This window comes from Monashia sp. HAY1-2A, from assembly GCF_056755315.1.
On sequence record NZ_JBNDHY010000026.1, the window covers coordinates 17897 to 39180 of the forward strand.

The window sequence follows — 21284 nt, forward strand, 5'->3', positions numbered from 1 at the left end:
TCCGGCGACAGGCCGCCGGACCGAACCCGTTTCGTGCGCAGGGGCCTGTTTCGCGCGGCCTCAGGCGTAGAAGGCGGGCTTGTCGATCATCTCGACCTTGACGACGCCGTCATCGGTCAGGGCCTTGACGCCGGCGTCGCAGACGCACGCTGCGGCATACCCGTCCCACGACGTGGAGCCGGTGTGCTCGCCGCGCGCCACCGCGTCGATCCACTCCTGGACCTCGGTGACGAACGCGCCCCGGAAGCGGTCGTTGTGGTCGGTGCTGATCGCGTTGCGGTGGCCCGAGCCGTCGCGCACCTCGACGGCGTTCTGGTCGGCGAGCGACACCGTGCCCTTCTCGGCCACGGCCTCGCAGCGGATGTCGTAGCCGAACTGGCAGTTGACGAAGATCTCGTCGTCGACGCGTACGCCCGACTCGGTCTCGAGGACCAGCACCAGGGGGTCCTGCAGGTGCTCGAACCGCAGGGACGTCTTCTTCGGCTTGTCGACCCGCGCGGAGACGAACTCCTCGCCGAGCAGCCAACGCATCGTGTCGATCTCGTGGATCGCCGTGTCGTTGATGGCCATGTCCCACGTGTAGTGCGCGGGCACCGTGGGGTTGCGGTGCGCGCAGTGCACCATGAGCGTCTCGCCGAGCTCCCCCGAGTCGAGCAGCGCCTTCATCTGTCGGTAGCCGTGGTCGAAGCGTCGCATGAACCCGACGGTCACCAGGCGCCGTCCGACGGCCTGCTCCGCCTCCATGATGCGCAGCGCCGCCTCGGCGGTCGGCGTCAGCGGCTTCTCGCAGAAGACCGGCTTGCCCACGGCGACCGCCGCCAGCACGTCGACCTCGTGCGCAGGTCCGTAGCTGCAGATCATCACCGCGTCGACCTCGTCCGAGCCGATGAGGTCGGCCGACGTCGCGTAGGACGTCCCCCCGATCCGTTCGGCGACCTCCTTGGCCCGGACCTCGTCGACGTCGCTCACGGCGACGACACGACCGCCCGCGATGACGCTGTGGATGCGGTCGATGTGGGCCTGGCCCATCCCGCCGGGGCCGATCATCCCGATGCGAACGGTCATGTCCTGTGACTCCTTCGTCACTTGAGGCCGAGGCCGATGGAGGCGAGGTACTCGCGCGTCTGGATCGCGTTGGGCAGCGGGTAGGACGGGTCGCAGGGATACATGTCCTGCTCGCAGACGACGTAGAGCTCCTTGTCGAGGTCGGCGAGGGCCTCGACGAGCGAGGGCATGTCCGGCGCGCCGGCAGGCGGGGCGACGGAGCAGCCCTTGGCGACGGCCAGGCCGAAGGGCCAGTCCTCGTCGTGGGCCTGCTTGACCAGGCCCTCGTCCATCGCCTTGATGTGCACGTAGGAGATGCGCTCGGGGTACCTGCGGCACAGCTCCACCGGGTCGCCGCCGCCGTAGACGACGTGGCCCGTGTCGAGGCAGAAGCCGACGTAGTCGGGGTCGGTCGCCTGGAAGATGCGGTCGATGTCCTCGGGCGTCTCGATGTGGCTGTCACCGTGCGGGTGCAGCACCATCCGGAGGCCGTAGTCCTCCTTCATGATGCGTCCGAGCCGGTCGGCGTTGGCGATGTAGGCGTTCCAGGCCTCGGTCGACAGGACGCGGTCGTCGGTGAACTCCCACGTCTTGTCGTCGCGGAAGAGTGGCGGCAGGTGGACGATGTACTCCGCGCCGACCGCGGCGTGCGTCTCGGCGATCTCGCGGAAGGTCTTCTCCGTGTCGGCCCAGGCCTCCGGCCGGTGCAGGATGCCCCATCCGGTACCGGCGACGACGCGGAAGCCGCGCTTGTCCATCTCCTCCTGGAGGCGCTTCGGATCCTTGGGGAAGTAGCCGAACGGGCCGGTCTCCATGACCGAGAAGCCGGCCTCGGCCATCTCGTCGAGCGCTGTCTCCCAATGGATCTGCTTGTCGTCCTCGGGGAACCAGACGCCCCACTGGTCGGGGCACACGCCGATCGTCAGCTTGCTGTAGCGATCGTCGGTGTTGCGGGCCTTGGACTCGGCCATGGTGCTTCCTCTCGCTTCCTCGGGTTGCGGCTCCCTCGCCGCGGGTCACCCGGTGGTCTGGTGGTGGGCGGCACTGCGCCCGGCTGGGACGGCGCGCGCTGCCGCCGCCGCCTCGTGGTGGAGCCCGGCGTGGCCGATGCGCGGCTCGTCGTACCGCAGCTCGCGGCCGTCGTGCGCGCGCAGCGTGAAGCCGCCCGGCTGGTAGAAGGGTCCGTCGATGCGCAGCGTCGCGGCCGAGCCGACGACGGTCGCGGTCGTCGGGGTGTCGCCGAGGATCGTCGCGAACAGCGAGGCGACGCCACCCGATGCCGACCGCGCCGACACGGCGATCTGCCCCTCGACGCGGTCCGGGCTCAGCGACGCCGGGGCCGGCGTCACGACCTCGGTGACCTCGTCGAGGTCGCCGAGGACCCAGCGCGCGAACCACAGCGGGTAGGTCAGCAGGTCGTACCGCGGACCACCGAAGAGGTCGGCGCGCATGATCCGGTGCTCGGGCCCGAAGTGCTCACCGAGGTCGGCCTGGACGGAGTGCACCGTGCCGAGGGCGCCGTCGTCCAGCAGCTGGCGGATGACGTCGAACTTCGGCAGGTGGGCCGACCACAGCGCCTCCATGAGGAAGAGCCCCCGCGCCGACGCCAGGGCCTCGAGCGAGGCCACCTCCGCCGCCGAGATGCCCATCGGCTTCTCGACGACCGTCGCCTTGCCTGCCTCGAGCGCGAGGCGCCCGTGCGGCAGGTGCAGGTGGTGCGGAGTCGCGACGTAGACGAGGTCGACGTCGGGGTCGGCGACGAGTGCCTCGTACGATCCGTACGCCTTAGGGCGCTCCACGGGCCGGCCCGTGTCCACGCCGGCGTTGCGCACGACGAGGTCGTCGGCGAACGTGTCGGCTCCCTCGCGCGTCCTCGACCCGACGGCGAGCACGCGCTGGCGCGTGTGCCGCACCATCGCGTCGCAGAAGCGCTGCGCGATCCAGCCCGTCCCGAGGACGCCCCACCGCAGCGGCGGGGCATCCATCGGGTCCGGCGTGCGCGGTGCGGGCAACGCCGTGGGGAATGTCATCGGTCCGGTCTTCTCTTCCGGGGCTCGTGCAAAGGCCTTGTGGCTCAGTCGTTCTGGGGAAAGCCGAGGTTGAGGCCGCCGTGGCTCGGGTCGAGCCAGCGCGACGTCACGACCTTGCCGCGCGTGAAGAAGTGGACACCCTCGATGCCGTGCGCGTGCGTGTCGCCGAAGAGCGAGCTCTTCCAGCCGCCGAACGAGTAGTACGACACCGGCACCGGGATCGGCACGTTGACGCCGACCATGCCGACCTCGACGTTCCGCTGGAACGTGCGGGCCGCTCCGCCGTCGTTGGTGAAGATCGCCGTGCCGTTGCCGTACGGGTTGGCGTTGATGAGCTCGAGGCCCTCGTCGTAGGAGTGGACGCGCACGACCGACAGCACCGGGCCGAAGATCTCGTCGTCGTACACCGACATCCCCGGCCTGACGTTGTCGAAGAGCGTCGGCGCGAGGAAGTAGCCCTCGCCGTCGGAGTCCACGTCGCCCTCGCGGCCGTCGACGACGAGCGTCGCCCCGTCGGCCACACCGGAGTCGAGGTAGCCGGCCACCTTGTCGCGGTGCTGCTTCGTCACGAGCGGGCCCATGTCGCAGCCACGGGTACCGTCGCCGGTGACCAGCTTGCCCATGCGGTCCCTGATCTTGGAGACGAGCTCGTCGGCGATCGGCTCGACCGCCACGAGGGCGCTGATCGCCATGCACCGCTCGCCGGCGGAGCCGAAGCCGGCGTTGACGGCGGCGTCGGCGGCGAGGTCCAGGTCGGCGTCGGGCAGCACGAGCATGTGGTTCTTCGCGCCGCCGAGGGCCTGGACGCGCTTGCCGTGCGCAGTTCCCGTCTCGTAGACGTACTTCGCGATCGGCGTCGACCCGACGAACGACACCGACCTGACGTCGGGGTGGGTCAGCAGCGCGTCGACGGCCTCCTTGTCGCCGTTGACGACCTGCATGACGCCGTCGGGCAGGCCCGCCTCCTTCCACAGCGCCGCCACGGCGAGGGCCGCCGACGGGTCCTTCTCGGACGGCTTGAGCACGACGGCGTTGCCGCACGCGATGGCGATGGGGATGAACCACAGCGGCACCATCGCCGGGAAGTTGAACGGGGAGATGACGGCCACCACGCCGACCGGCTGGCGGATCGAGTACACGTCGACATTCGTCGAGGCGTTCTCGCTGAAGCCGCCCTTGAGCAGGTACGGGATGCCGCAGGCGAACTCGGCGACCTCCAGGCCGCGCGTCACCTCGCCGACGGCGTCGGAGAGCACCTTGCCGTGCTCGGCGGTGATGAGCGCGCCGATCTCCTCCTTGCGGGCGTTGAGCAGCTCACGGAAGGCGAAGAGCACCTGGGACCGTTTGGCGAGCGACGCGTCGGCCCACTCCTCCCAGGCGGCCCGGGCGCTCTTGACGGCCTCGTCGACGAGAGCCGCCGAGGCCAGGTCGAGGACGCCGGTCTGTTCGCCGGTGGCCGGGTTGAAGACGGGGGAGGTGCGCTCGGCGGTGCCGGCCCACGGCCGGCCGTCGATGAGGTGGGTGATGCGGGTGGGCGTGCTCATGGTGGTCCTTCGGTGTGACAGCCGGCGGATGCCGGGGTGGTGTGGCTCAGGGGGAGACGAGCAGGGGAGGGGCGGCCCACTTGTCCAGGTAGGAGCGGATGGTGTCGCGCATGTACGTGCTCGACTCGCGGGCGCGGTCCTCCCAGGCGAAGACGCAGGAGGTGACGATGCCGTCGAAGCCGATCCGCTCGAGGCCGGCGAAGAGCTGACCGAAGTCGACCTCGCCCTGGCCGATGTCGAGATGCTGGTGCACCGTGACCTGCGCACCGGGCGGGTTGACGATGTAGCGCAGCCCCGACGACGCGGTGTGGTCGTAGGCGTCGGCCACGTGGACCATGGTCACGAGGTCGCCTGCCTTGTCGAGGATCCCGTCGCAGTCGTTGCCCTGGTGGAAGGTGTGCGGGGCGCAGTAGAGGAACGAGACGTTCGGCGAGTTGATGCCGCGGATGATGTCGACGGCGCGCTTGCCGTCCTCCTCCCAGTCGTCGGGGTGGGGCTCGAGCACGAGCCGGATGCCCTCCTTCTCGAGCTCGGGGAGCAGCTCCTCCATCGACTGCCAGAACCTCCGCTCGCAGACTGCGGCCTGACGAGGGTTGCCGTTCAGCTCGGAGTTCATGGTGTCGACGCCCAGGTCGGAGGTGATCTGGATGGCGCGCTTCCAGTAGCGGACGGCGGCCTGGCGGTCCTCCTCGTCCGGCCCGCTCCACCGGAAGAGCGGCAGCACCGACGACACCCCGACTCCTGCCGCGCGCAGCGCGGCCCGGAAGGCGGCCACGCCGGCGTCGTCGACGCGGGGGTGGTTGAAGAAGGGGATGAAGTCCTCACGCGGCGACAGCTCGATCCACTCGTAGCCGAGGTCGGCCACGAGGGCCGGCAGCTCGAGCAGTGGCGTCTCACGGAACATGTACGGGTCGAGGGCGAGCTTCATGGGGGCGAGCTCCTTCGTCAGCCGGGTGGGTCAGCGGTCCGCGCGAGGCGGGGAGAGCAGTGGGCGCTGGGTGGCCTTGTGGTCGAGGTACTCGCCGTATGCCGTCTGCGTCGTCTCGAGGTCGCTGACCTGGGAGACCGGCACGTCCCACCACGACGCGCTGTCGGGGGCGTAGACCCTCGGGTCGGTCTCGACGTGGATGACGACGGGGCCGCCGTGGGCGGGCCACGCCTTGGCCTCCTTGACGGCCTGGCGAAGCTCGTCGACCGAGTGCACCTCGATGACGTGCGCGCCGAGCGACCGGGCGTTGGCTGCGAGGTCGACGGGCAGCACGTCGCCGTCGAGGCGACCCGAGGACTCGCCCCGGAAGCGGTAGGCCGTGCCGAAGCGCTGCGAGCCGAGGGACTCCGACAGCGACCCGATCGAGTGGAATCCGTGGTTCTGCACGAGCACGACGACGACCTTCACCCGCTCCTGCACCGCCGTGACGAGCTCCGTCGGCATCATCAGGTAGCCGCCGTCACCGACCATCGCGAAGACGTCCCGGGACTCGTCGGCGAGCCGGATGCCGATCGATGCCGGCACCTCGTAGCCCATGCAGGAGTAGCCGTACTCGACGTGGTAGGCCTTGCGGTCGCGGACGCGCCACAGCTTGTGGATGTCACCCGGCATCGACCCGGCCGCGCAGAGCACGACGTCGCGCGGGTCGGTCAGCTCGTTGACGACCCCGAGCACCTGCCCCTGGGTCAGCAGGCCCTCGGCCAGCGTGTCCGTGACGTCGCTCGACGGGTTGAAGGCGCGCTCGACAGCCGAGTCCCACTCGGCCCAGAGCGCGGCCTGGCGCGAGCGGTAGGCGTCGTCGACGGCATACCCCTGCAGGGCCTCGGTCAGCGCCGTGAGCGCCTCGCGGGCGTCGGAGACGACGGCGAGGCCCGAGTGCTTGCCCGCGTCGAAACGGGCGACGTTGATGTTGACGAAGCGGACGTCGTCGCCCTGGAAGGCCGTCCGCGACGCGGTGGTGAAGTCGCTCCAGCGCGTGCCGATCCCGATGACGAGGTCAGCCTCCGCGGCGAGGGCGTTCGCCGCCGTCGTCCCGGTCGAGCCGATGGCCCCCATCTGCTGCGGGTGGCCGTGGGGGAGCGAGCCCTTGCCGGCCTGCGACTCCCCGACCGGGATGCCGGTGGCCTCGCAGAAGGCGCGCAACGCGTCCTCGGCACCGGAGTAGTGCACGCCGCCACCTGCGACGACGAGGGGCCGCCTGGCCGAGCGGACGAGCTCGGCGGCGTCGGCGATGTCGACGGCCTCGGGCAACGGTCGGGCGATGCGCCACACGCGAGCCGCGAAGAGCTCGACCGGCCAGTCGAAGGCCTCGGCCTGGACGTCCTGGGGCAGCGCGATGGTGACGGCACCGGTCTCGACCGGGTCGGTGAGGACCCGCATGGCGCCCAGCAGCGCCGACGGCAGCTGCTCGGGACGGCTGACCCGGTCGAAGAACCTCGACAGCGGGCGGAAGGCGTCGTTGACCGTCACGTCACCGGAATGCGGCTGCTCGAGCTCCTGGAGCACCGGCGCGCTGACGCGCGTCGCGAAGGTGCCGGAGGGCAGGAGGAGGACGGGGACCCGGTTGACGGTCGCGAGGGCCGCACCGGTCAGCATGTTCGTCGAGCCCGGTCCGACGGACGCCGTGCACGCCCACGTCTGCAGGCGGTCCTTCTGCCGTGCGTAGGCGACCGACGTGTGCACCATCGCCTGCTCGTTGCGAGCGAGGACGTACGGGAGGTGCTCCTCACCGTCGGCCAGCTCGTTCTGCAGCAGCGCCTGTCCCAGGCCCGCGACGTTCCCGTGGCCGAAGATGCCGAAGCAGCCGGCGAAGAGCTTCTGCCGCTCGCCGTCGCGCTCGCTCCACTGGTTGGCGAGGAAGCGGACCACGGCCTGTGCCACGGTGAGCCGCACGGTCTGCTGGTCGTCACGCGTCATCGGGTGCCTCCAAGCGGCAGTCGAGGGTCGACCGGCTGGTCGGCCCAGGTGTCGCGGACCCAGCCGTGTGCCGGGTCGTCGCAGATGAGCCACGCGCGCTCCTCGCCGGGGCCCGCCATGACGTTGAGGTAGTAGAGGTCGTAGCCGGGAGCGGCGATCGCGGGTCCGTGCCAGCCGTGCGGGACGAGCACGACGTCGCCCGCCCGCACCTCCGCGAGCACGTCGATCGGCCGGTGCTCCGTGCCGTAGACGCGCTGGTAGCCGATGGGATCCGTGGCCGCGGCCTCGGGCGAGCCCGCCTCGGGCGCCACCTCGAAGTAGTAGATCTCCTCGAGCTGCGTCTCCTCACCCGGCCGCTCCTCGTCGTGCTTGTGCGGCGGCCAGGAGCTCCAGTTGCCGGCCGGGGTCACGACCTCGCAGGCGATGATCGAGTCCGCCTCGAGGACGCCCGGGACGCCGAAGTTGCGCACCTCGCGGGAGGCGCTGCCTGCGCCACGGAGCTCGACGGGCACGTCGCTCGCGCTCACGTGCCGGAACGCGAACCGCGCCTCGGCAGAGGGCGTCACGGCGAAGACGACGGCCACACGGGCATCCCCGACCGCGGTGACGCCCAGGCCGGTCCCAGCGGGGACGTAGGCGACGTCCGTCGCGCCCTCGAACACCGAGGCGCGACCCTCGAGCTTTGCCTCGTGACGGCCGTCGGGCCCCTCCGCCGCGACGACGACGGACCCCGACAGCGGCACGACGACGTGCTCGCGGGGCCCGGCCTCGAGAGCGCGCGTCTCACCGTCGGCGAGCCGGCCGGCATACATCCCGGTGTGCTCCCAGCCGGTGGTGTCGGGCTCTATGACGACGTCCCAGCCGTCGCGCGACGCGGTGCCGTGCGGCCGGTGCCAGCTCATGCTGCACCACCCTCGGCGCCGTGCACGAGGTGGGCCGCGATGTCGACGGCGGCGGCCACGTCGCCGTCGGGTGGGAAGAGCAGGGCGCGGCCGACGACGAGGCCACGCACGGCGGGCAGCTCCAGCGCCCGGCCCCACGACGCGTACGTGTCGTCCGGGTCGCCCTGCGGGTCGCCGCCGAGCAGCAGCGTCGGCAGCGTCGTGGCGTCCATGACGCGGTCGAGCTCGTCGACGACGGGCAGCTTGAGCCACGTGTAGGCGCTCGAGGCGCCGAGGCCGGCGGCGATGTGGATCGACCGGATCGTCGAGTCGGGGTCGAGCTGGTTGACGACGCGGCCTGCCCGGCGGATGGACAGGAACGGCTCGACCATGGCCATCACCCGCCGCTCGGCGAGCTCGGTGACCGCCTGCGCGCTCGCCTGCAGGGTCGCAACCGTGCTGGGGTCGTCCAAGCAGATCCGGGTCAGCATCTTCCCGCCGTCGAGGCCGCGGGCGGCGATCTCGGCAGCGGTGTAGGCGGTGAAGCGGTCATCGAGCTCGAAGCTGGCGCCCTGGAGGCCGCCGCGGTTCATCGAGCCGATCGCGACCTTGCCCTCGAGCGCGCCGAGCAGGAGCAGGTCGTCGAGCACGTCGGGCGTGCCGAGCACGCCGTCGACGCCGGGACGCTGCAGCGCGGTCACGAGGCGCTCGAGCAGGTCGCTGCGGCTGGCCATCGCGGCGCCGGCCCCACGGACCCCCAGCGCGCCCCGGGCCGGGTGGTCGGCGGCGACGAGCAGCATCCGGCCGTCCTCGCGGACGAGAGGTCGGCGCCCGCGGGCCGCCCAGGCGGCTGTGATGCGCTCGGGCTCGCGCACCCGGATCTCGGTGAGGTCGCGGACGCGGACGGTGGCGCCGACGGGCGTGGTGGTCATCGTGCCTCCTCGGTGACGCCGGCGAACGGTGAGGCGTGCCGGTCGGGGGTGGCCAGGCGTTCCTCGACCTCGGCAGAGGTCGGCATCGCGGTCGAGCACTCGAGCCTTCCCGCGACGATCGCACCCGCGACGTTCGCGAACTCGAGGACGCGGGTCAGGTCCCACCCCTCGAGCAGGCCGTGGCACAGCGCGCCGCCGAACGCGTCCCCGGCTCCCAGGCCGTTGACGACCTCGACGGGGTGGGGACGCACCTCGACGCGCTCGTCGCGCGTCGCGGCGAGCACCCCCTTGGGGCCCTGCTTGACGACCGCGAGCTCGACGCCGCGCTCGAGCAGCGCGTCGGCCGCACGCTGGGGGTCCGTCTCGCCGACGGCGACCTCGCACTCGTCGCGGTTGCCGACGGCGACGGTCACGTGCTCCAGGGCGCGACCGACCTGCTCGCCGGCCTCGGCCGCGTCGGACCAGAACATCGGGCGGTAGTCGAGGTCGAGCACCGTGTGGGCGCGGCGGCCGCGGGCCGCCCAGCCACGGAAGTGCGCCGAGCGGCTGGGCTCCTGGGAGAGACCGGTGACGGTCGACCAGTAGACGCCCGCGTCACGAATCGCCTCGAGCGGCATCTCCTCCGGCTCGATCATCAGGTCGGGAGCGATGGGGTAGCGGTAGAACCAGAGCGGGAAGTCGTCCGGGGGGAAGACCTCGCAGAAGGTGACCGGGGTGGGCGGCCCGCTCACCGCGGAGACGAACGCGTCGTCCACGCCGAACTCGCGCAGCGCCTCGTGTACGTAGCGGCCGAACGGGTCCTGGCCGGTGCGCGTGATGAGGGCGGTGCGGTGCCCGTGACGGGCTGCCGCGACGGCCACGTTGGTCGCACTGCCGCCGAGGAACTTCTGGAAGGTCTGCACCTTCTCGAGCCCCACGCCGTGCTGGAGCGGGTAGATGTCGACGCCGGTGCGGCCCGTCGCGACGACGTCGAATGCCCTGTCCGATGTCGTGTCGCTGGCCGTCGTGGTCGGGCTGGTGGTCGCGTCGGTCGTCGCGGTGGTCGGGTGGGTGCTCATCGTGGCCGGGTCCCTCACAGGCTGGGGATCTCGTCGAGCGAGACACGGCGGTTCTCGTGGCGGGAGAGCTCGCAGGCCTCTGCGACGCGGAAGGCCTGGAGAGCGTCCTCGACCGTGCACGGCGAGGCCAGCGTGCCGCGAGCGACCGCGGCGAAGGCCGTCAGCTCGGCACGGTAGGCCGGCAGGAAGCGCTCCATGAAGGACCAGTGGCGTGGGCCCGAAGGGTAGGTGGCGCCCGGCTCGGCGGACGTGACCGCGAGGGAGTCGTCGTAGCCCACCCCGACCGTGCCCTCGCTGCCGAGGACCTCCATGCGGACGTCATGGCCGGCGCCGTTGTAGCGGGTGGCGGACAGCGACACGAGCGTGCCGTCGTCGAGGGTGAGCACGGCCGCGGCGGTGTCGACGTCGCCGGCCTTCGAGAAGAAGTCGGCGCCCTTGTTGGCGCCGGTGGCGTAGACGGAGTCGACCTCCCGACCCGTGACGAACCGGATGATGTCGAAGTCGTGGATGGAGCAGTCGCGGAAGAGGCCGCCGCTCGTGGGGATGTAGGTGGCGTGCGGCGGTGCCTGGTCGTGCGTCTGCGCCCGGATGCTGTGCACGAACCCGAGCTGCCCGGTGGCCACGGCCTGCTGCGCGCGCTGGTACCCGCGGTCGAAGCGACGCTGGAACCCGACGTGGACCGGTGTGGTCGTGGCTCGGACGAGCCGCGCGAGGTCGAGCGTCTCGTCGAGCGTCGCGGCGACGGGCTTCTCGCAGAACGTCGGGACACCGGCCTGCAGGCCGAGCCGCAGAAGGGGCGCGTGCCCGGGCGTGGCGGTGGCGATGACGAAGCCGTCGACGCCGGAGGCGAGCAGCTCTGCCGGCGACGCCGCGAAGCCGACCTCGAGCTTGTCGGCGACCGCACGGGCTGCGTCGGCGTCGAGGTCCGCCACGACGACCTCGTCGACGTCCGCGAGGTCGCGCAGGGTCTCGGCGTGGAACGCCCCGATGCGGCCGACTCCGGCCAGTCCGATGCGCATGCGCTCTCTCCCTCGGGTGGTGTCGGTGGTGGAACGATCGTCCAGCCCGCCGGCAGCCCTGTCAAGCAAATGTCAGAACATTATGATGTTTGCTCAATTGCTTGACAGGGCATCCAAACCAGAGGCATCCTCCAATCGCTGGCACTGACGCCGCGACCGGCCCGCATCGACGGAGGTGGCCGTCCACGGCGCACTGACCAGTGTGGCCACCGGTGATGCACCACATCAGCGGTTCACCCAGGACCCGCGCACCCTTCGGGCGAGGACCTCGCCCCACACCGTCCACTCGGACGCGACGCAGCCAGACCTCGCAACTGCACACGACATGCACAGCACCCGGGTCGAGCTGACCCAGGCTCCCTTCCGGCCCGCACGCCTCATGTGCCAAGGGGCACACGGCATCTGGGCTCACCTGATCGACGGGACCACCGTCACAGCACGTCGCGCCATTCGGCGACCGGGCCACCGCGACGCAACGAAAGGACTCAACGATGACTCCGACTAGGACTCGCAAGAGCCTGACGGTCGCAGCCGGCACGGCCGTGGCCGCGGCCATCGCCCTCGGCGCCTGCAGCGGCGGCGGCGCTCCCAGCACCACCTCGACGGGTGGCGGTGGGGGTGGCGGCGGCAACAGCGGTTACACCTTCGCCATGATCACGCACGAGACGCCGGGTGACACGTTCTGGGACCGCATCAAGGCCGGCGCGCAGCAGGCCGCCAAGGACACCGGTGCCACGCTGAAGTACTCCTCGGACCCGGACGCCAGCAAGCAGGCGGTGCTGATCCAGAACGCCATCGACTCCAAGGTCGACGGCATCGCCACGACCCTGGTCACCCCGGACGCGCTCATCCCGACGATCAAGAAGGCCGAGGCGGCCGGCATCCCCGTCGACACGTTCAACTCCGGCATCGACTTCTTCCAGAAGGCGGGGGCACTGACGCACTTCGCCTCCAACGAGAAGCTGGCGGGTCAGCAGGCGGGCAAGCGCGCCGCCGACGACGGCGCCACGAAGATCCTGTGCACCATCCAGCAGACCGGGTCGGTGGCCCTCGAGGACCGCTGCGCCGGCGTCAAGGACTCCTTCCCCAACACGGAGAACCTGCAGGTCAACGGCGCCGACGACGCCGCCGTCACCAGCGCCATCCAGGCCAAGCTGACCCAGGACAAGTCGATCAACTGGGTCATCACCCTCGGCGCACCGCAGGCCCTCGACACGATCAAGGCGGCCCAGACCGCGGGGGCGAACGTCAAGATCGGGACGTTCGACACCAACCCTGATGCGGCCCAGGCGGTCAGCGACGGCAAGATCCAGTGGTTCATCGACCAGCAGCCCTATCTGCAGGGCTACATGGCCATCACCCAGCTCTACCTGTTCAAGAAGAACGGCAACATCCTCGGTGGTGGCCAGGCCGTGCTGACCGGGCCGTCCTTCGTCGACAAGGCGAACATCGCCCAGGTCCTCCCGTTCATCAAGCAGAACACTCGCTAACCGCCTCCAGGGGGCCGGGCCCCTCCGGTCCGCCCGGCCAGCCCGGCCCCCGCCGAACCGCACTGGAGCTGTCATGAGTAGCACCCCCGTCAAAACCGACCCTTCGCCCCCGGCCCATGCCGAGGCGTCCAACCGGGTCACCCTGGGCTGGTCGAACCGGCTTCTCGCACGACCCGAGGTCGGGGCCCTCGTCGCGGCGGTCGTCATCTTCATCTTCTTCCTCGTCGTCGCGCCGGCCTTCCGCACCCCCGCGTCCTTCTTCACCGTCCTCTACCAGTCCTCGACGATCGGCATCGTTGCCGTCGCGGTCGGCATGCTGATGATCGGCGGCGAGTTCGACCTCTCCGCCGGCGTCCTTGTCACCACTGCTGGGCTCTTCAACGCGATGTTCTGCTACCAGCTCGGGATCAACCTGTGGGTCGGCGCGATCCTGTCTCTGGTGCTCTGCCTGGGGATCGGGTTCCTCAACGGCTACCTGGTCATGCGCACCGGGATTCCCAGCTTCCTCATCACGCTGGGTACCTTCTTCGTCCTGCAGGGCGCCAACCTCGGCGTGACCAAGCTCGTCACCGGGTCCGTGTCCAGCCCCAACATCAACCAGATGGCCGGCTACGACTCGCTCAACTGGATCTTCGCCCACGAGTGGCAGATCGGCTCGGTGACGCTGTCCATCACCGTCATCTGGTGGCTGCTCTTCGTGGCACTCTCGGCCTACGTGCTGCAGCGCACCAGGATCGGAAACTGGTTCTTCGCCGTCGGCGGCAACGCCGCGTCGGCTCGTGCGGTCGGTGTGCCCGTCACCCGGGTGAAGGTCGGCCTCTTCATGACCGTGGCGTTCCTCGGCTGGTTCGCCGGCATGCACTACCTGTACAACTACAACACCCTCCAGGCCGGCAACGGCGTCGGCAACGAGTTCCTCTACATCATCGCCGCCGTCGTGGGTGGCACGCTCCTGACCGGCGGCTACGGCAACGCCATCGGCGTGGCCATCGGTGCCTTCATCTTCGGCATGACGAGCCTGTGCATCGTGTACGCCGGGTGGGACCCGAACTGGTTCAAGGCCTTCCTCGGCGTCATGCTCCTGCTCGCGGTGATGGTCAACCTCTACGTCAAGCGACTCTCGAGCGCCCGAAAGGTGGGCTGACATGACCGACACCCTTCACGAGCACGCCGATCCTGGGCTGTACGAGGGCGAGCCGCTCGTCGAGATGATCGACATCGGCAAGACCTACGGTGCCATCCGGGCGCTCAAGGGCATCAACCTGACGGTCAACGCGGGAGAGGTCACCTGCGTCCTCGGAGACAACGGCGCGGGCAAGTCGACGCTCATCAAGATCATCTCGGGGCTGCACCCGCACAACGAGGGAACGATGAAGGTCGACGGCAAGGAGGTCCAGTTCACCAGCCCCCGTGACTCGCTCGCGCACGGCATCGCGACCGTCTACCAGGATCTGGCCGTCGTCAGCCTCATGGAGGTCTGGCGCAACTTCTTCCTCGGCTCCGAGATCACCGGGTCGTCCGTCCCGCTCGCGCCGCTCAAGATCAGCGAGATGAAGGAGATCGCCGACCAGGAGCTGCGCAAGATGGGGATCGTCGTCAAGGACATCAACCAGCCCATCGGCAACCTCTCCGGCGGTCAGCGGCAGTGTGTGGCCATCGCCCGGGCGGTCTACTTCGGGGCGCGCGTGCTCATCCTCGACGAGCCCACCGCGGCCCTCGGCGTCAAGCAGTCCGGCGTCGTCCTGAAGTACACGGCGGCAGCCCGTGACGCCGGGCTCGGGGTCGTCTTCATCACGCACAACCCGCACCACGCCTACCTCGTCGGCAACCACTTCGTCATCCTCAAGCTCGGCCAGGCCGTGCTCGACAAGAAGCGGTCCGAGGTGGCCCTCGACGAGCTGACCCGCCAGATGGCCGGCGGCGACGAGCTCACCGAGCTCTCGCACGAGCTGCAGAAGTGAGCGGGGTGGCGTCATGAGCGTCGCCGTCGCCCACCACACCCGCAGCTCGAGCGCGCTCGCCCTCGAGGAAGGAGCCCGTCAGGCCTCGTACCGTCGCACGGGACTCGTCGTCGTGCACGTCGTCGAGTCGCTCGACAACGACATCGCGGAGGCGAACCGGGCCGGCATCTCCGACGCGGTGGAGAAGGCGCTGACCACCGCGGCACTGCCCGACATCCCCTGGGACGTGCTCCTGGTCGCCGGCGGAGGTGACACCGCCGACGTGTCCGCGGCCCTCCTCCGTGCCGTCGACGACCTGCGACCGGACCTGCTGGTCATCGGCGCCCGGCGGCGTTCCCCGGTGGGCAAGGCGTTCCTCGGGAGCGTCACCCAGAACCTCATCCTCGACGCCGACGTGCCGGTGCTCGTGGTCAAGAGCCCGAGGTGAGGACACACGGGTGTGCTGACATGAGCACCTTCGTGCATGGCACGGGCTCGTCGGTACCCTGCGGCCATGACCAAGCCCGTTGACGTCCGCATCGACCGCGAGACGCCGGTCCCGCTCTACCACCAGCTGGCCCAGCAGCTGAGCGCGGCCATCGCATGCGGGGACCTGCAGCCGGGCGACCCGTTCGAGAACGAGCTCGCCATGGCGGACCGCCTCGGCCTGTCCCGGCCGACAGTCCGGCGGGCCATCCAGGAGCTGGTCTCGCAGGGGCTGCTGCTGCGTCGCCGGGGGCTGGGCACGACCGTCGCCGGGCGCCAGATCCACCGGCGGGCCGAGCTGACCAGCCTGTACGACGACCTGCGGCGCGAGGGGTCGGGGGACCCCCGCACCGTGGTGCTGACCCACGAGGTGACGTGCGACGAGGCGGCCGCGGCCGCGATGGGACTGCCGGCCGACACGGCGCTGCTGCATCTCGTCCGGCTGCGCCTCGACGGCGACAGGCCCCTTGCGATCCTGCGCAACTGGCTGCCGCCGGCGTACTCCGACCTCAGCCGCGAGGACCTCGAGCGTGACGGGCTCTACGCGCTGCTCCGCGCCCGAGGCGGCAAGCCCGTCGTCGCCCACCAGCGCATCGGGGCCCGCCCGCCGACGGGCCCGGAGCGCAAGCACCTGAACCTCACTCCCTCACAGCCCGTGCTCACGATGTCGCGCACGGCCTTCGACGCCGTCGGCTCCCCGGTGGAGTACGGCGACCACTGCTACCGAGCCCAGGACTACTCCATCGAGGTCATGCTCGACGAGCGCTGACGGCGTCGACCGGCCGACGGCACCCTGTCGCGTAGCGTTGGTGGGTGAGCCGCGAGACCGAGGACCTCAACCGCGCCTGCTTCGCGCCAGGGACGCGATGGACCGCGCCTACGCCGAGCCTCTCGACGTGGGAACGGTCGCTGCGCTGGCGCACATCTCGCCCGCCCACTTCAGCCGCTGCTTCCGCTCCGTCTTCGGCGAGACGCCTCACCGCTACCTGCAGCGCCGCAGGGTCGAGCGCTCGATGTTCCTGCTCCGCGAGACCGACCGTACGGTCACCGAGGTCTGCCTCGCGGTCGGTTTCGCCAGCCTCGGGACGTTCAGCCGCACCTTCACGGAGATCGTCGGCGAGACCCCGAGCGCCTACCGGAGGGGGCACGGCCCGATCGTGGCGCCGCACTGCGTCCAGCTGGCCGCCCTGCGTCCCTCGGCAGCCCTGGGCGGCCAGGACGGTCGAGCAGTTCCGGAGAAGCCGGCCCGGGAGGCGGCTCCTTAGGATTGGGGTCGTCTCATCCGGAACGGCGCAGGAGACCACGATGATCAGCAGGCTGAATGTCGCGTCCATCTATGTCCTCGACAAGGAGGAGGCGCTCGACTTCTACGTCAACAAGCTCGGGCTCGAGAAGGGCAGTGACGTCCAACAGGGCGACTACCGCTGGCTGACCGTTCGGGCTCCCGGCGACCACGCCACGGAGATCTCGCTGGAGCAGCCCGGCCCGCCCCTCCATGACGAAGAGACGGGCGAGCGCCTGCGCGAGCTGGTCAGCAAGGGCGCCCTCGGCGGGCTCGTGTTCACCACCGATGACGCTCGCGCCATGTACGACACTCTCCGCGAGCGCGGCGTCACCGACTTCACCCAGGAACCCACCGAGCACTTCTACGGCGTCGACATGGGCGTTCGCGACCCGTTCGGCAACGCCATCCGCATCCTGCAGCAGGGAACCTAGCCGGGTAGCAGCCCCGGCTCCGGTGCATCAGCCGTTGTGGCCGCTAGACACCGCGGTCAGCGGATCCGGCACGTCGGCGCAGCGCGAGCCGGCGCAGACGGAGCTCGCGGACCAGCGCCCTCTGCCGGAGCAGGACCGGATGTCGGTCCGGGGCGGGTCTGGTCGCGCCCTCGGTGACCCGTGGCTGAGCGTCGCGCAGGGCGTCCTCGGTCGCGGCCAGCTGGTGCACGAGCTCTCGGATCGAGAGGTTGCTCAGGGCCGAAGGGTCGACACCGACCCCTCCGTGCGAGCCCTCTGCGATGCGTGCAGGCGACATCGTCATCGCCTGACCATGCTTCGGATGGTGCGCGGTGAGTGCTCTGCCGCGAGACGTGACAGGGCCAGTGCACCGACGAGGAGGCCGACGTCGCGCAGCGCGACGTCGTAGTAGTCGCCGATCGACACCAGGTTGACGATGATGCCGGCCAGCCAGGCGGCTACCAGCAGCGCGCCGTAACGCGGCAGCACTGCCACGGCGACGCCGGCGATGACCTCGACGACGCCGACGGCGTACATCGCCTGTTGCGCGGTGCCCGGAACCAGGTCGTCGATCCACGGGGCCAGGTACTGCGGCCAGTCGGTGAGCACGTTGCTGAACTTGTCCAGACCGAAGATGATCGGGGCCACCGTGAAGACGGTGCGCAAGAGGAGGAACGCCTGCCGGGACGACGCGGCTCCGTGCCGCACGGGGTTCACGACGTCCTCGGGCCGGGGGATGGTAGCCATCGTCAGCACCTCTCTACTCGGAGTGGGTTGGCGGAGAAGGACGCGTCAGGGTGCTTGCCACGATGCCCCACAGCGGCCGGCCTGCCAGCGTCGATGACCGGCCAAGAACGCGTCCTGTCGCTGCCGGTCCCCAGCAACATGCCGCTGGCCTTGCTCGACCGGCAGCCGGTTGCCGGTGCCCGGCAACCGGGCGTCTACTGGTGGGGCACCATCGGTCGAGCGAACGGACGTGCATGGCAGACATCGGCGACTCCGCTGCCGGCCGATCGGCCCGGAAGGGCGTGCCTCCCGAGGCGCACGACGACGAGTGGCTGAAGGCTGTGGCGAAGGGTGCCAGCCGCGACGCCGGCGACGTGCCGGAGGAGTTCCTCGGTGACTACCTGCCGATGCTCGCCGATGCGGCCACGTTCGGACAACGCCCCGCTCCCGGCGACCTGGAGGCGGTGCGACTCCTGGGCCGGCGTGCGGCCGAGTCGGGGATCTCCACGCGGAGGGGCGCTGACCTGTATCTCTCCGCGGCGCGGCGGGTGTGGCTCGAGCTGCCGGCGGTGATCCGCGAACGGGACAGCGCAGCAGTTCGGTCGGCGGCCGAGGCTCTGCTGCTGGTCATGGAGGAAGCCGTTGCCACCTTCGCCGAGGGACATGCCGAAGCCGGTCGCGAGATGGTCCGGTGGGAGGAGACCCTTCGGCGAGAGCTCATCGAGGACCTGCTTCGCGGTGACGCCCACCTGGGCGAGCTGGTGGAGCGCGCGGAGCCTTTCGGGCTGGACCTGACCCGCGCGCACCAGGTCGCCCTGGCGCGACCCGAGCAGCGGTTCGCGTCGATCGAGGCCGCGACCCGTTCGTTGGAACGCGTCCTCCTGGACCGTGTCGGGGATCGGGACGTGCTCGTGACGACGAAGGAGGGGTTCGTCGTCGTCCTCGCTCCCGGCGACACGGCGCGAGCATCGACGGGAAGCAGCAGCCGCGCCAGGCCGCCGGCAACCCTCGGCGGGCTCATCCACAGCGAGCTCAGCCGCCAACGTGGTGGAGGGACGTGGCGGGTAGCCGTGGGGCGGGCGCACCCCGGCGCGTACGGGATCGCGCGCTCCTACGAGGAGGCGAGGGAGGGACTCAACACCGCAACCCGCATGCAGCTGACGAGCCCGGTGGTGGAAGGACAGGATCTCCTCATCTACCGGGTCCTGTTCCGCGACCAGCCCGCGATCGTCGACCTCGTCCATTCGGTCCTGGGCCCGCTGCGCGAGGCACGCGGTGGCGCCCGGCCACTTCTCGACACCCTGGAGGCGTACTTCGAGTGCGGCGGGGTCAACACCGCGACGGCGCTGCGGCTGCACCTGTCCGTTCGAGCCGTCACCTACCGGCTGGACCGTGTCAGGGCCTTGACCGCACGACCCCGTGGAGCCCTCGCACCGGTTCATCCTCCACGCTGCGGTGCTCGGCGCGAAGCTGTTGGGATGGCCGGAACACGAGCTGCCCGGCCCAGGTGCTGCGCTGGGCTCCGACTGACCGAGGCTGCATCGCGCCCTGGCCGCGGGCCGCGCCCCGGGACCATCGACCATCACCGTGTGTCGGGGGTTCGCCGAGCGCGACGTTGCCGCTCGGGGGCAACGAACGGCTCCGAAGTCGACCGGCCGCTGACGCTGCCGGCCCTCCCGCCCAGTGCGAACCTGGGGAGAGGCACAGGGAAACCCAGGTCGAGGAGCCGGTGGGAGAGCAGTGGATCCGCTTGTGCGACTGGTGTCGTCGGTCATCTTCGTGGCGCAGCTGGACCGGTCGGTCGCCTTCTACGGCGAGGTGTTCGCCTGCCGGGAGGCGGTCCGGGATCCGGGGGCCGCTCTGCTGGTCAGCCCGGACGGCTTCCAGATGTACCTCGTCGCAAAGGGGTCCAGGGCGCAGCACCCTTCGGGACACATCGGCCTGCAGTGTCTGATGTGGTCCACGGACAGTGCTGAGGCACTCGACACCGTGGAGCGCGTCCTGGGCGAGCACGGCGCCGGCCCGGACCGGTACACCAGCGGGGGAGTGACGTTCGTGTGCGGCCGCGATCCCGACGGCATCAACGTGGTGGTTGCCCACCCGGCTCCCACGGTGCTGCCGCGGCACATCATCGCCCCTCGCCTGTTCAACACCTGAGATGCGTGGTCGGACGTCAACCGGGCTGACCCGCCCGCGCCCCGTGATAGAGGCACGCGTGCGGGCAGCACGGTGCCCGGTCGTGCCCGCGGTCCGGTCGGACCGTCACGACCCTCGTAGGACGTCAGCGAGGACAGCGGCCTGACTGATCTCGACCGCCTTGGTCGCCGTGAGGAGAGTCAGGGGGCCCGCCTCGGCGAGCACCCGGAGCTGCCGCAGCGCTGCGGCCCGCAAGGGATCGTCGAGCTCGGAGCGATAGCGGCGTGCGAACTCCGCGTACAGCGCCGGGTCATGTGCGTACCACGTGCGCAGCTCGGTCGAGGGGGCGACCTCTTTGCACCAGTGCTCGATGTGCGCATCCTCCCTGCGCATCCCGCGCGGCCACACCCGGTCCACGAGGACGCGAGTGCCATCGGTCGGAGCGGGGGGGGGTCGTAGACTCGCGCCGCCCTGACGGTCGGTGTCTTCGCCATCCGGCTGTCCTCCTGGAGCGAGTCGGAGGCGAGTCCGTGTCGCCGCCGTGTGGTGACCGACAGTCTGCCTCCATGATGATGGACGGATCATCCTCTATCCTACTCGGGCAGACCGGCGGGCCATGAGCCGACGTGAGGAGCCAGGACCCTTGGACGAGATCATCGCGGGGATCGGGGCGAAGGTTCATCTCCTGCGCCAGGGCGCGGGCCTCTCCCTGCAGCAGCTGGCGGAGCGCTCCGGCGTCTCCGCGGCGGCGATCCACAAGATCGAACGGAACGCCATGGTCCCGACCGTCACCACCCTGATGCGGCTGGCGCAGGCCCTCGGTCGCTCGGTGGCCTACTTCGTGGAGGAGGACCGTGACGAAGCGTCGCCCGTCGTGCTCGTGCGCGCCAACGACCGCGCCACCCTGCTCCCCTCGCGAGGCGGCCTGACGAGGCAGAACCTCGCCGGGCCGCTCGGCCGTTTCGCGCTCTCGGCGTCGATCGTGACGATCCCTCCGGGTCGCGACAGCGGAAGGGCGCCCCTCGTGCAGCCGGGCGAGGAGCTCGTGTACCTGGTCAGCGGCTCCATGGAGTTCGAGGTCGACGCCACCTACCGGCTCCGGCGGGGAGACTCCCTGCATCTGCGGACGGAGCATCCACACCGCTGGCGCAACACCTCGGCACGGCCCGCCAAGGCTGTGTGGATCTCGCTGCGGGTTCCCCCGCCGAGGTGACCGGCGTTCGCCTGCACAGCAGTGGAGCCTCCACGTCGAGGTTAACCATAGGATTCGTTTCGGTTCTGATAGTAGATGTGGCCGAAGGCATCTCCCCACGACGAGATGCTCGTAGGCTGTGCAGGACGGCATCATCGCGTCAAGGT

At 70.4% G+C, this 21284-nt stretch carries 22 protein-coding genes and 1 pseudogene; 10 read left to right on the plus strand and 13 right to left on the minus strand.

The features are described from left to right. Positions 1 to 60: 60 nt before the first annotated feature. Genes ACPYOM_RS05930 through ACPYOM_RS05975 form a run of 10 tightly spaced genes read right to left on the minus strand, consistent with a single transcriptional unit; the run spans position 61 to position 11413 of the window. On the minus strand, positions 61 to 1065 hold the full coding sequence (locus tag ACPYOM_RS05930) for a Gfo/Idh/MocA family protein (protein ID WP_481345264.1): 1005 nt from the start codon (positions 1063 to 1065) through the stop codon (positions 61 to 63). Positions 1066 to 1082: 17 nt separating this feature from the next. After that, positions 1083 to 2015, minus strand: coding sequence for a TIM barrel protein (locus ACPYOM_RS05935; RefSeq protein WP_481341157.1), 933 nt, complete (start codon positions 2013 to 2015; stop codon positions 1083 to 1085). 45 nt (positions 2016 to 2060) lie between these two features. Further along, positions 2061 to 3074 carry a Gfo/Idh/MocA family protein gene (locus tag ACPYOM_RS05940; protein ID WP_481345265.1) on the minus strand — a complete coding sequence of 338 codons (1014 nt, stop codon included), beginning with the start codon at positions 3072 to 3074 and terminating at the stop codon, positions 2061 to 2063. A gap of 44 nt (positions 3075 to 3118) precedes the next feature. After that, complete coding sequence (locus ACPYOM_RS05945; protein ID WP_481345267.1) at positions 3119 to 4618, minus strand: CoA-acylating methylmalonate-semialdehyde dehydrogenase; 1500 nt, start codon at positions 4616 to 4618, stop codon at positions 3119 to 3121. Between the two features lie 46 nt (positions 4619 to 4664). Next, a complete protein-coding gene (locus tag ACPYOM_RS05950; RefSeq protein ID WP_481345268.1) occupies positions 4665 to 5546 on the minus strand; it encodes a sugar phosphate isomerase/epimerase family protein in 882 nt (293 codons plus the stop codon). Between the two features lie 30 nt (positions 5547 to 5576). Beyond that, positions 5577 to 7523 (minus strand): 3D-(3,5/4)-trihydroxycyclohexane-1,2-dione acylhydrolase (decyclizing), encoded by a 1947-nt coding sequence (gene iolD, locus ACPYOM_RS05955; protein WP_481345269.1) that lies wholly within the window; start codon positions 7521 to 7523, stop codon positions 5577 to 5579. Further along, complete coding sequence (gene iolB / locus ACPYOM_RS05960; RefSeq protein WP_481345270.1) at positions 7520 to 8425, minus strand: 5-deoxy-glucuronate isomerase; 906 nt, start codon at positions 8423 to 8425, stop codon at positions 7520 to 7522. Before iolB ends, iolD begins: the two co-directional genes overlap by 4 nt. Beyond that, on the minus strand, positions 8422 to 9336 hold the full coding sequence (locus tag ACPYOM_RS05965) for a Cgl0159 family (beta/alpha)8-fold protein (RefSeq protein WP_481341163.1): 915 nt from the start codon (positions 9334 to 9336) through the stop codon (positions 8422 to 8424). Before ACPYOM_RS05965 ends, iolB begins: the two co-directional genes overlap by 4 nt. Next, entirely contained in the window at positions 9333 to 10394 is a 1062-nt protein-coding gene (gene iolC / locus ACPYOM_RS05970) for a 5-dehydro-2-deoxygluconokinase (RefSeq protein ID WP_481345271.1), read from the minus strand. The genes ACPYOM_RS05965 and iolC overlap by 4 nt, the downstream gene beginning before the upstream one ends. Before the next feature lie 14 nt (positions 10395 to 10408). Further along, the gene (locus tag ACPYOM_RS05975; RefSeq protein ID WP_481345272.1) at positions 10409 to 11413 is read right to left on the minus strand and encodes a Gfo/Idh/MocA family protein; all 1005 of its coding nucleotides are present in this window, start codon (positions 11411 to 11413) and stop codon (positions 10409 to 10411) included. 491 nt (positions 11414 to 11904) lie between these two features. Here ACPYOM_RS05975 and ACPYOM_RS05980 point away from each other — a divergent pair, with 491 nt between their 5' ends. The 7 genes from ACPYOM_RS05980 to ACPYOM_RS06010 all read left to right on the plus strand — a co-directional run bounded on the left by ACPYOM_RS05980 (position 11905) and on the right by ACPYOM_RS06010 (position 17045). Then, positions 11905 to 12903, plus strand: coding sequence for a substrate-binding domain-containing protein (locus ACPYOM_RS05980; protein ID WP_481345273.1), 999 nt, complete (start codon positions 11905 to 11907; stop codon positions 12901 to 12903). 73 nt (positions 12904 to 12976) lie between these two features. Beyond that, entirely contained in the window at positions 12977 to 14047 is a 1071-nt protein-coding gene (locus ACPYOM_RS05985) for an ABC transporter permease (protein ID WP_481342694.1), read from the plus strand. A 1-nt stretch (position 14048) separates the two neighbouring features. Then, positions 14049 to 14864, plus strand: coding sequence for an ATP-binding cassette domain-containing protein (locus tag ACPYOM_RS05990; protein ID WP_481345274.1), 816 nt, complete (start codon positions 14049 to 14051; stop codon positions 14862 to 14864). A gap of 13 nt (positions 14865 to 14877) precedes the next feature. Continuing rightward, positions 14878 to 15291, plus strand: a complete 414-nt coding sequence (locus tag ACPYOM_RS05995) for a universal stress protein (RefSeq protein WP_481345275.1) — start codon at positions 14878 to 14880, stop codon at positions 15289 to 15291. Between the two features lie 66 nt (positions 15292 to 15357). After that, on the plus strand, positions 15358 to 16098 hold the full coding sequence (locus ACPYOM_RS06000; RefSeq protein ID WP_481342691.1) for a GntR family transcriptional regulator: 741 nt from the start codon (positions 15358 to 15360) through the stop codon (positions 16096 to 16098). A 127-nt stretch (positions 16099 to 16225) separates the two neighbouring features. After that, entirely contained in the window at positions 16226 to 16594 is a 369-nt protein-coding gene (locus ACPYOM_RS06005; RefSeq protein WP_481345276.1) for a helix-turn-helix transcriptional regulator, read from the plus strand. Between the two features lie 40 nt (positions 16595 to 16634). Further along, a complete protein-coding gene (locus ACPYOM_RS06010; protein WP_481345277.1) occupies positions 16635 to 17045 on the plus strand; it encodes a VOC family protein in 411 nt (136 codons plus the stop codon). 43 nt (positions 17046 to 17088) lie between these two features. On the opposite strand, the gene ACPYOM_RS06015 is transcribed toward ACPYOM_RS06010, so the two are convergent. Then, on the minus strand, positions 17089 to 17367 hold the full coding sequence (locus ACPYOM_RS06015; RefSeq protein ID WP_481345278.1) for a hypothetical protein: 279 nt from the start codon (positions 17365 to 17367) through the stop codon (positions 17089 to 17091). Further along, complete coding sequence (locus ACPYOM_RS06020) at positions 17364 to 17810, minus strand: DoxX family membrane protein (protein WP_481345279.1); 447 nt, start codon at positions 17808 to 17810, stop codon at positions 17364 to 17366. The genes ACPYOM_RS06015 and ACPYOM_RS06020 overlap by 4 nt, the downstream gene beginning before the upstream one ends. A 662-nt stretch (positions 17811 to 18472) precedes the next feature. Here ACPYOM_RS06020 and ACPYOM_RS06025 point away from each other — a divergent pair. Further along, positions 18473 to 19192: pseudogene (locus ACPYOM_RS06025) on the plus strand (PucR family transcriptional regulator); the annotation flags it as partial. A 376-nt stretch (positions 19193 to 19568) separates the two neighbouring features. Then, the gene (locus ACPYOM_RS06030; RefSeq protein WP_481345280.1) at positions 19569 to 19946 is read left to right on the plus strand and encodes a VOC family protein; all 378 of its coding nucleotides are present in this window, start codon (positions 19569 to 19571) and stop codon (positions 19944 to 19946) included. Between the two features lie 105 nt (positions 19947 to 20051). On the opposite strand, the gene ACPYOM_RS06035 is transcribed toward ACPYOM_RS06030, so the two are convergent. Then, on the minus strand, positions 20052 to 20342 hold the full coding sequence (locus ACPYOM_RS06035; protein WP_481345281.1) for a DUF488 domain-containing protein: 291 nt from the start codon (positions 20340 to 20342) through the stop codon (positions 20052 to 20054). A 226-nt stretch (positions 20343 to 20568) separates the two neighbouring features. Here ACPYOM_RS06035 and ACPYOM_RS06040 point away from each other — a divergent pair, with 226 nt between their 5' ends. Further along, positions 20569 to 21138 (plus strand): helix-turn-helix domain-containing protein, encoded by a 570-nt coding sequence (locus ACPYOM_RS06040; RefSeq protein ID WP_481345282.1) that lies wholly within the window; start codon positions 20569 to 20571, stop codon positions 21136 to 21138. The last annotated feature ends 146 nt before the right edge of the window (positions 21139 to 21284 follow it).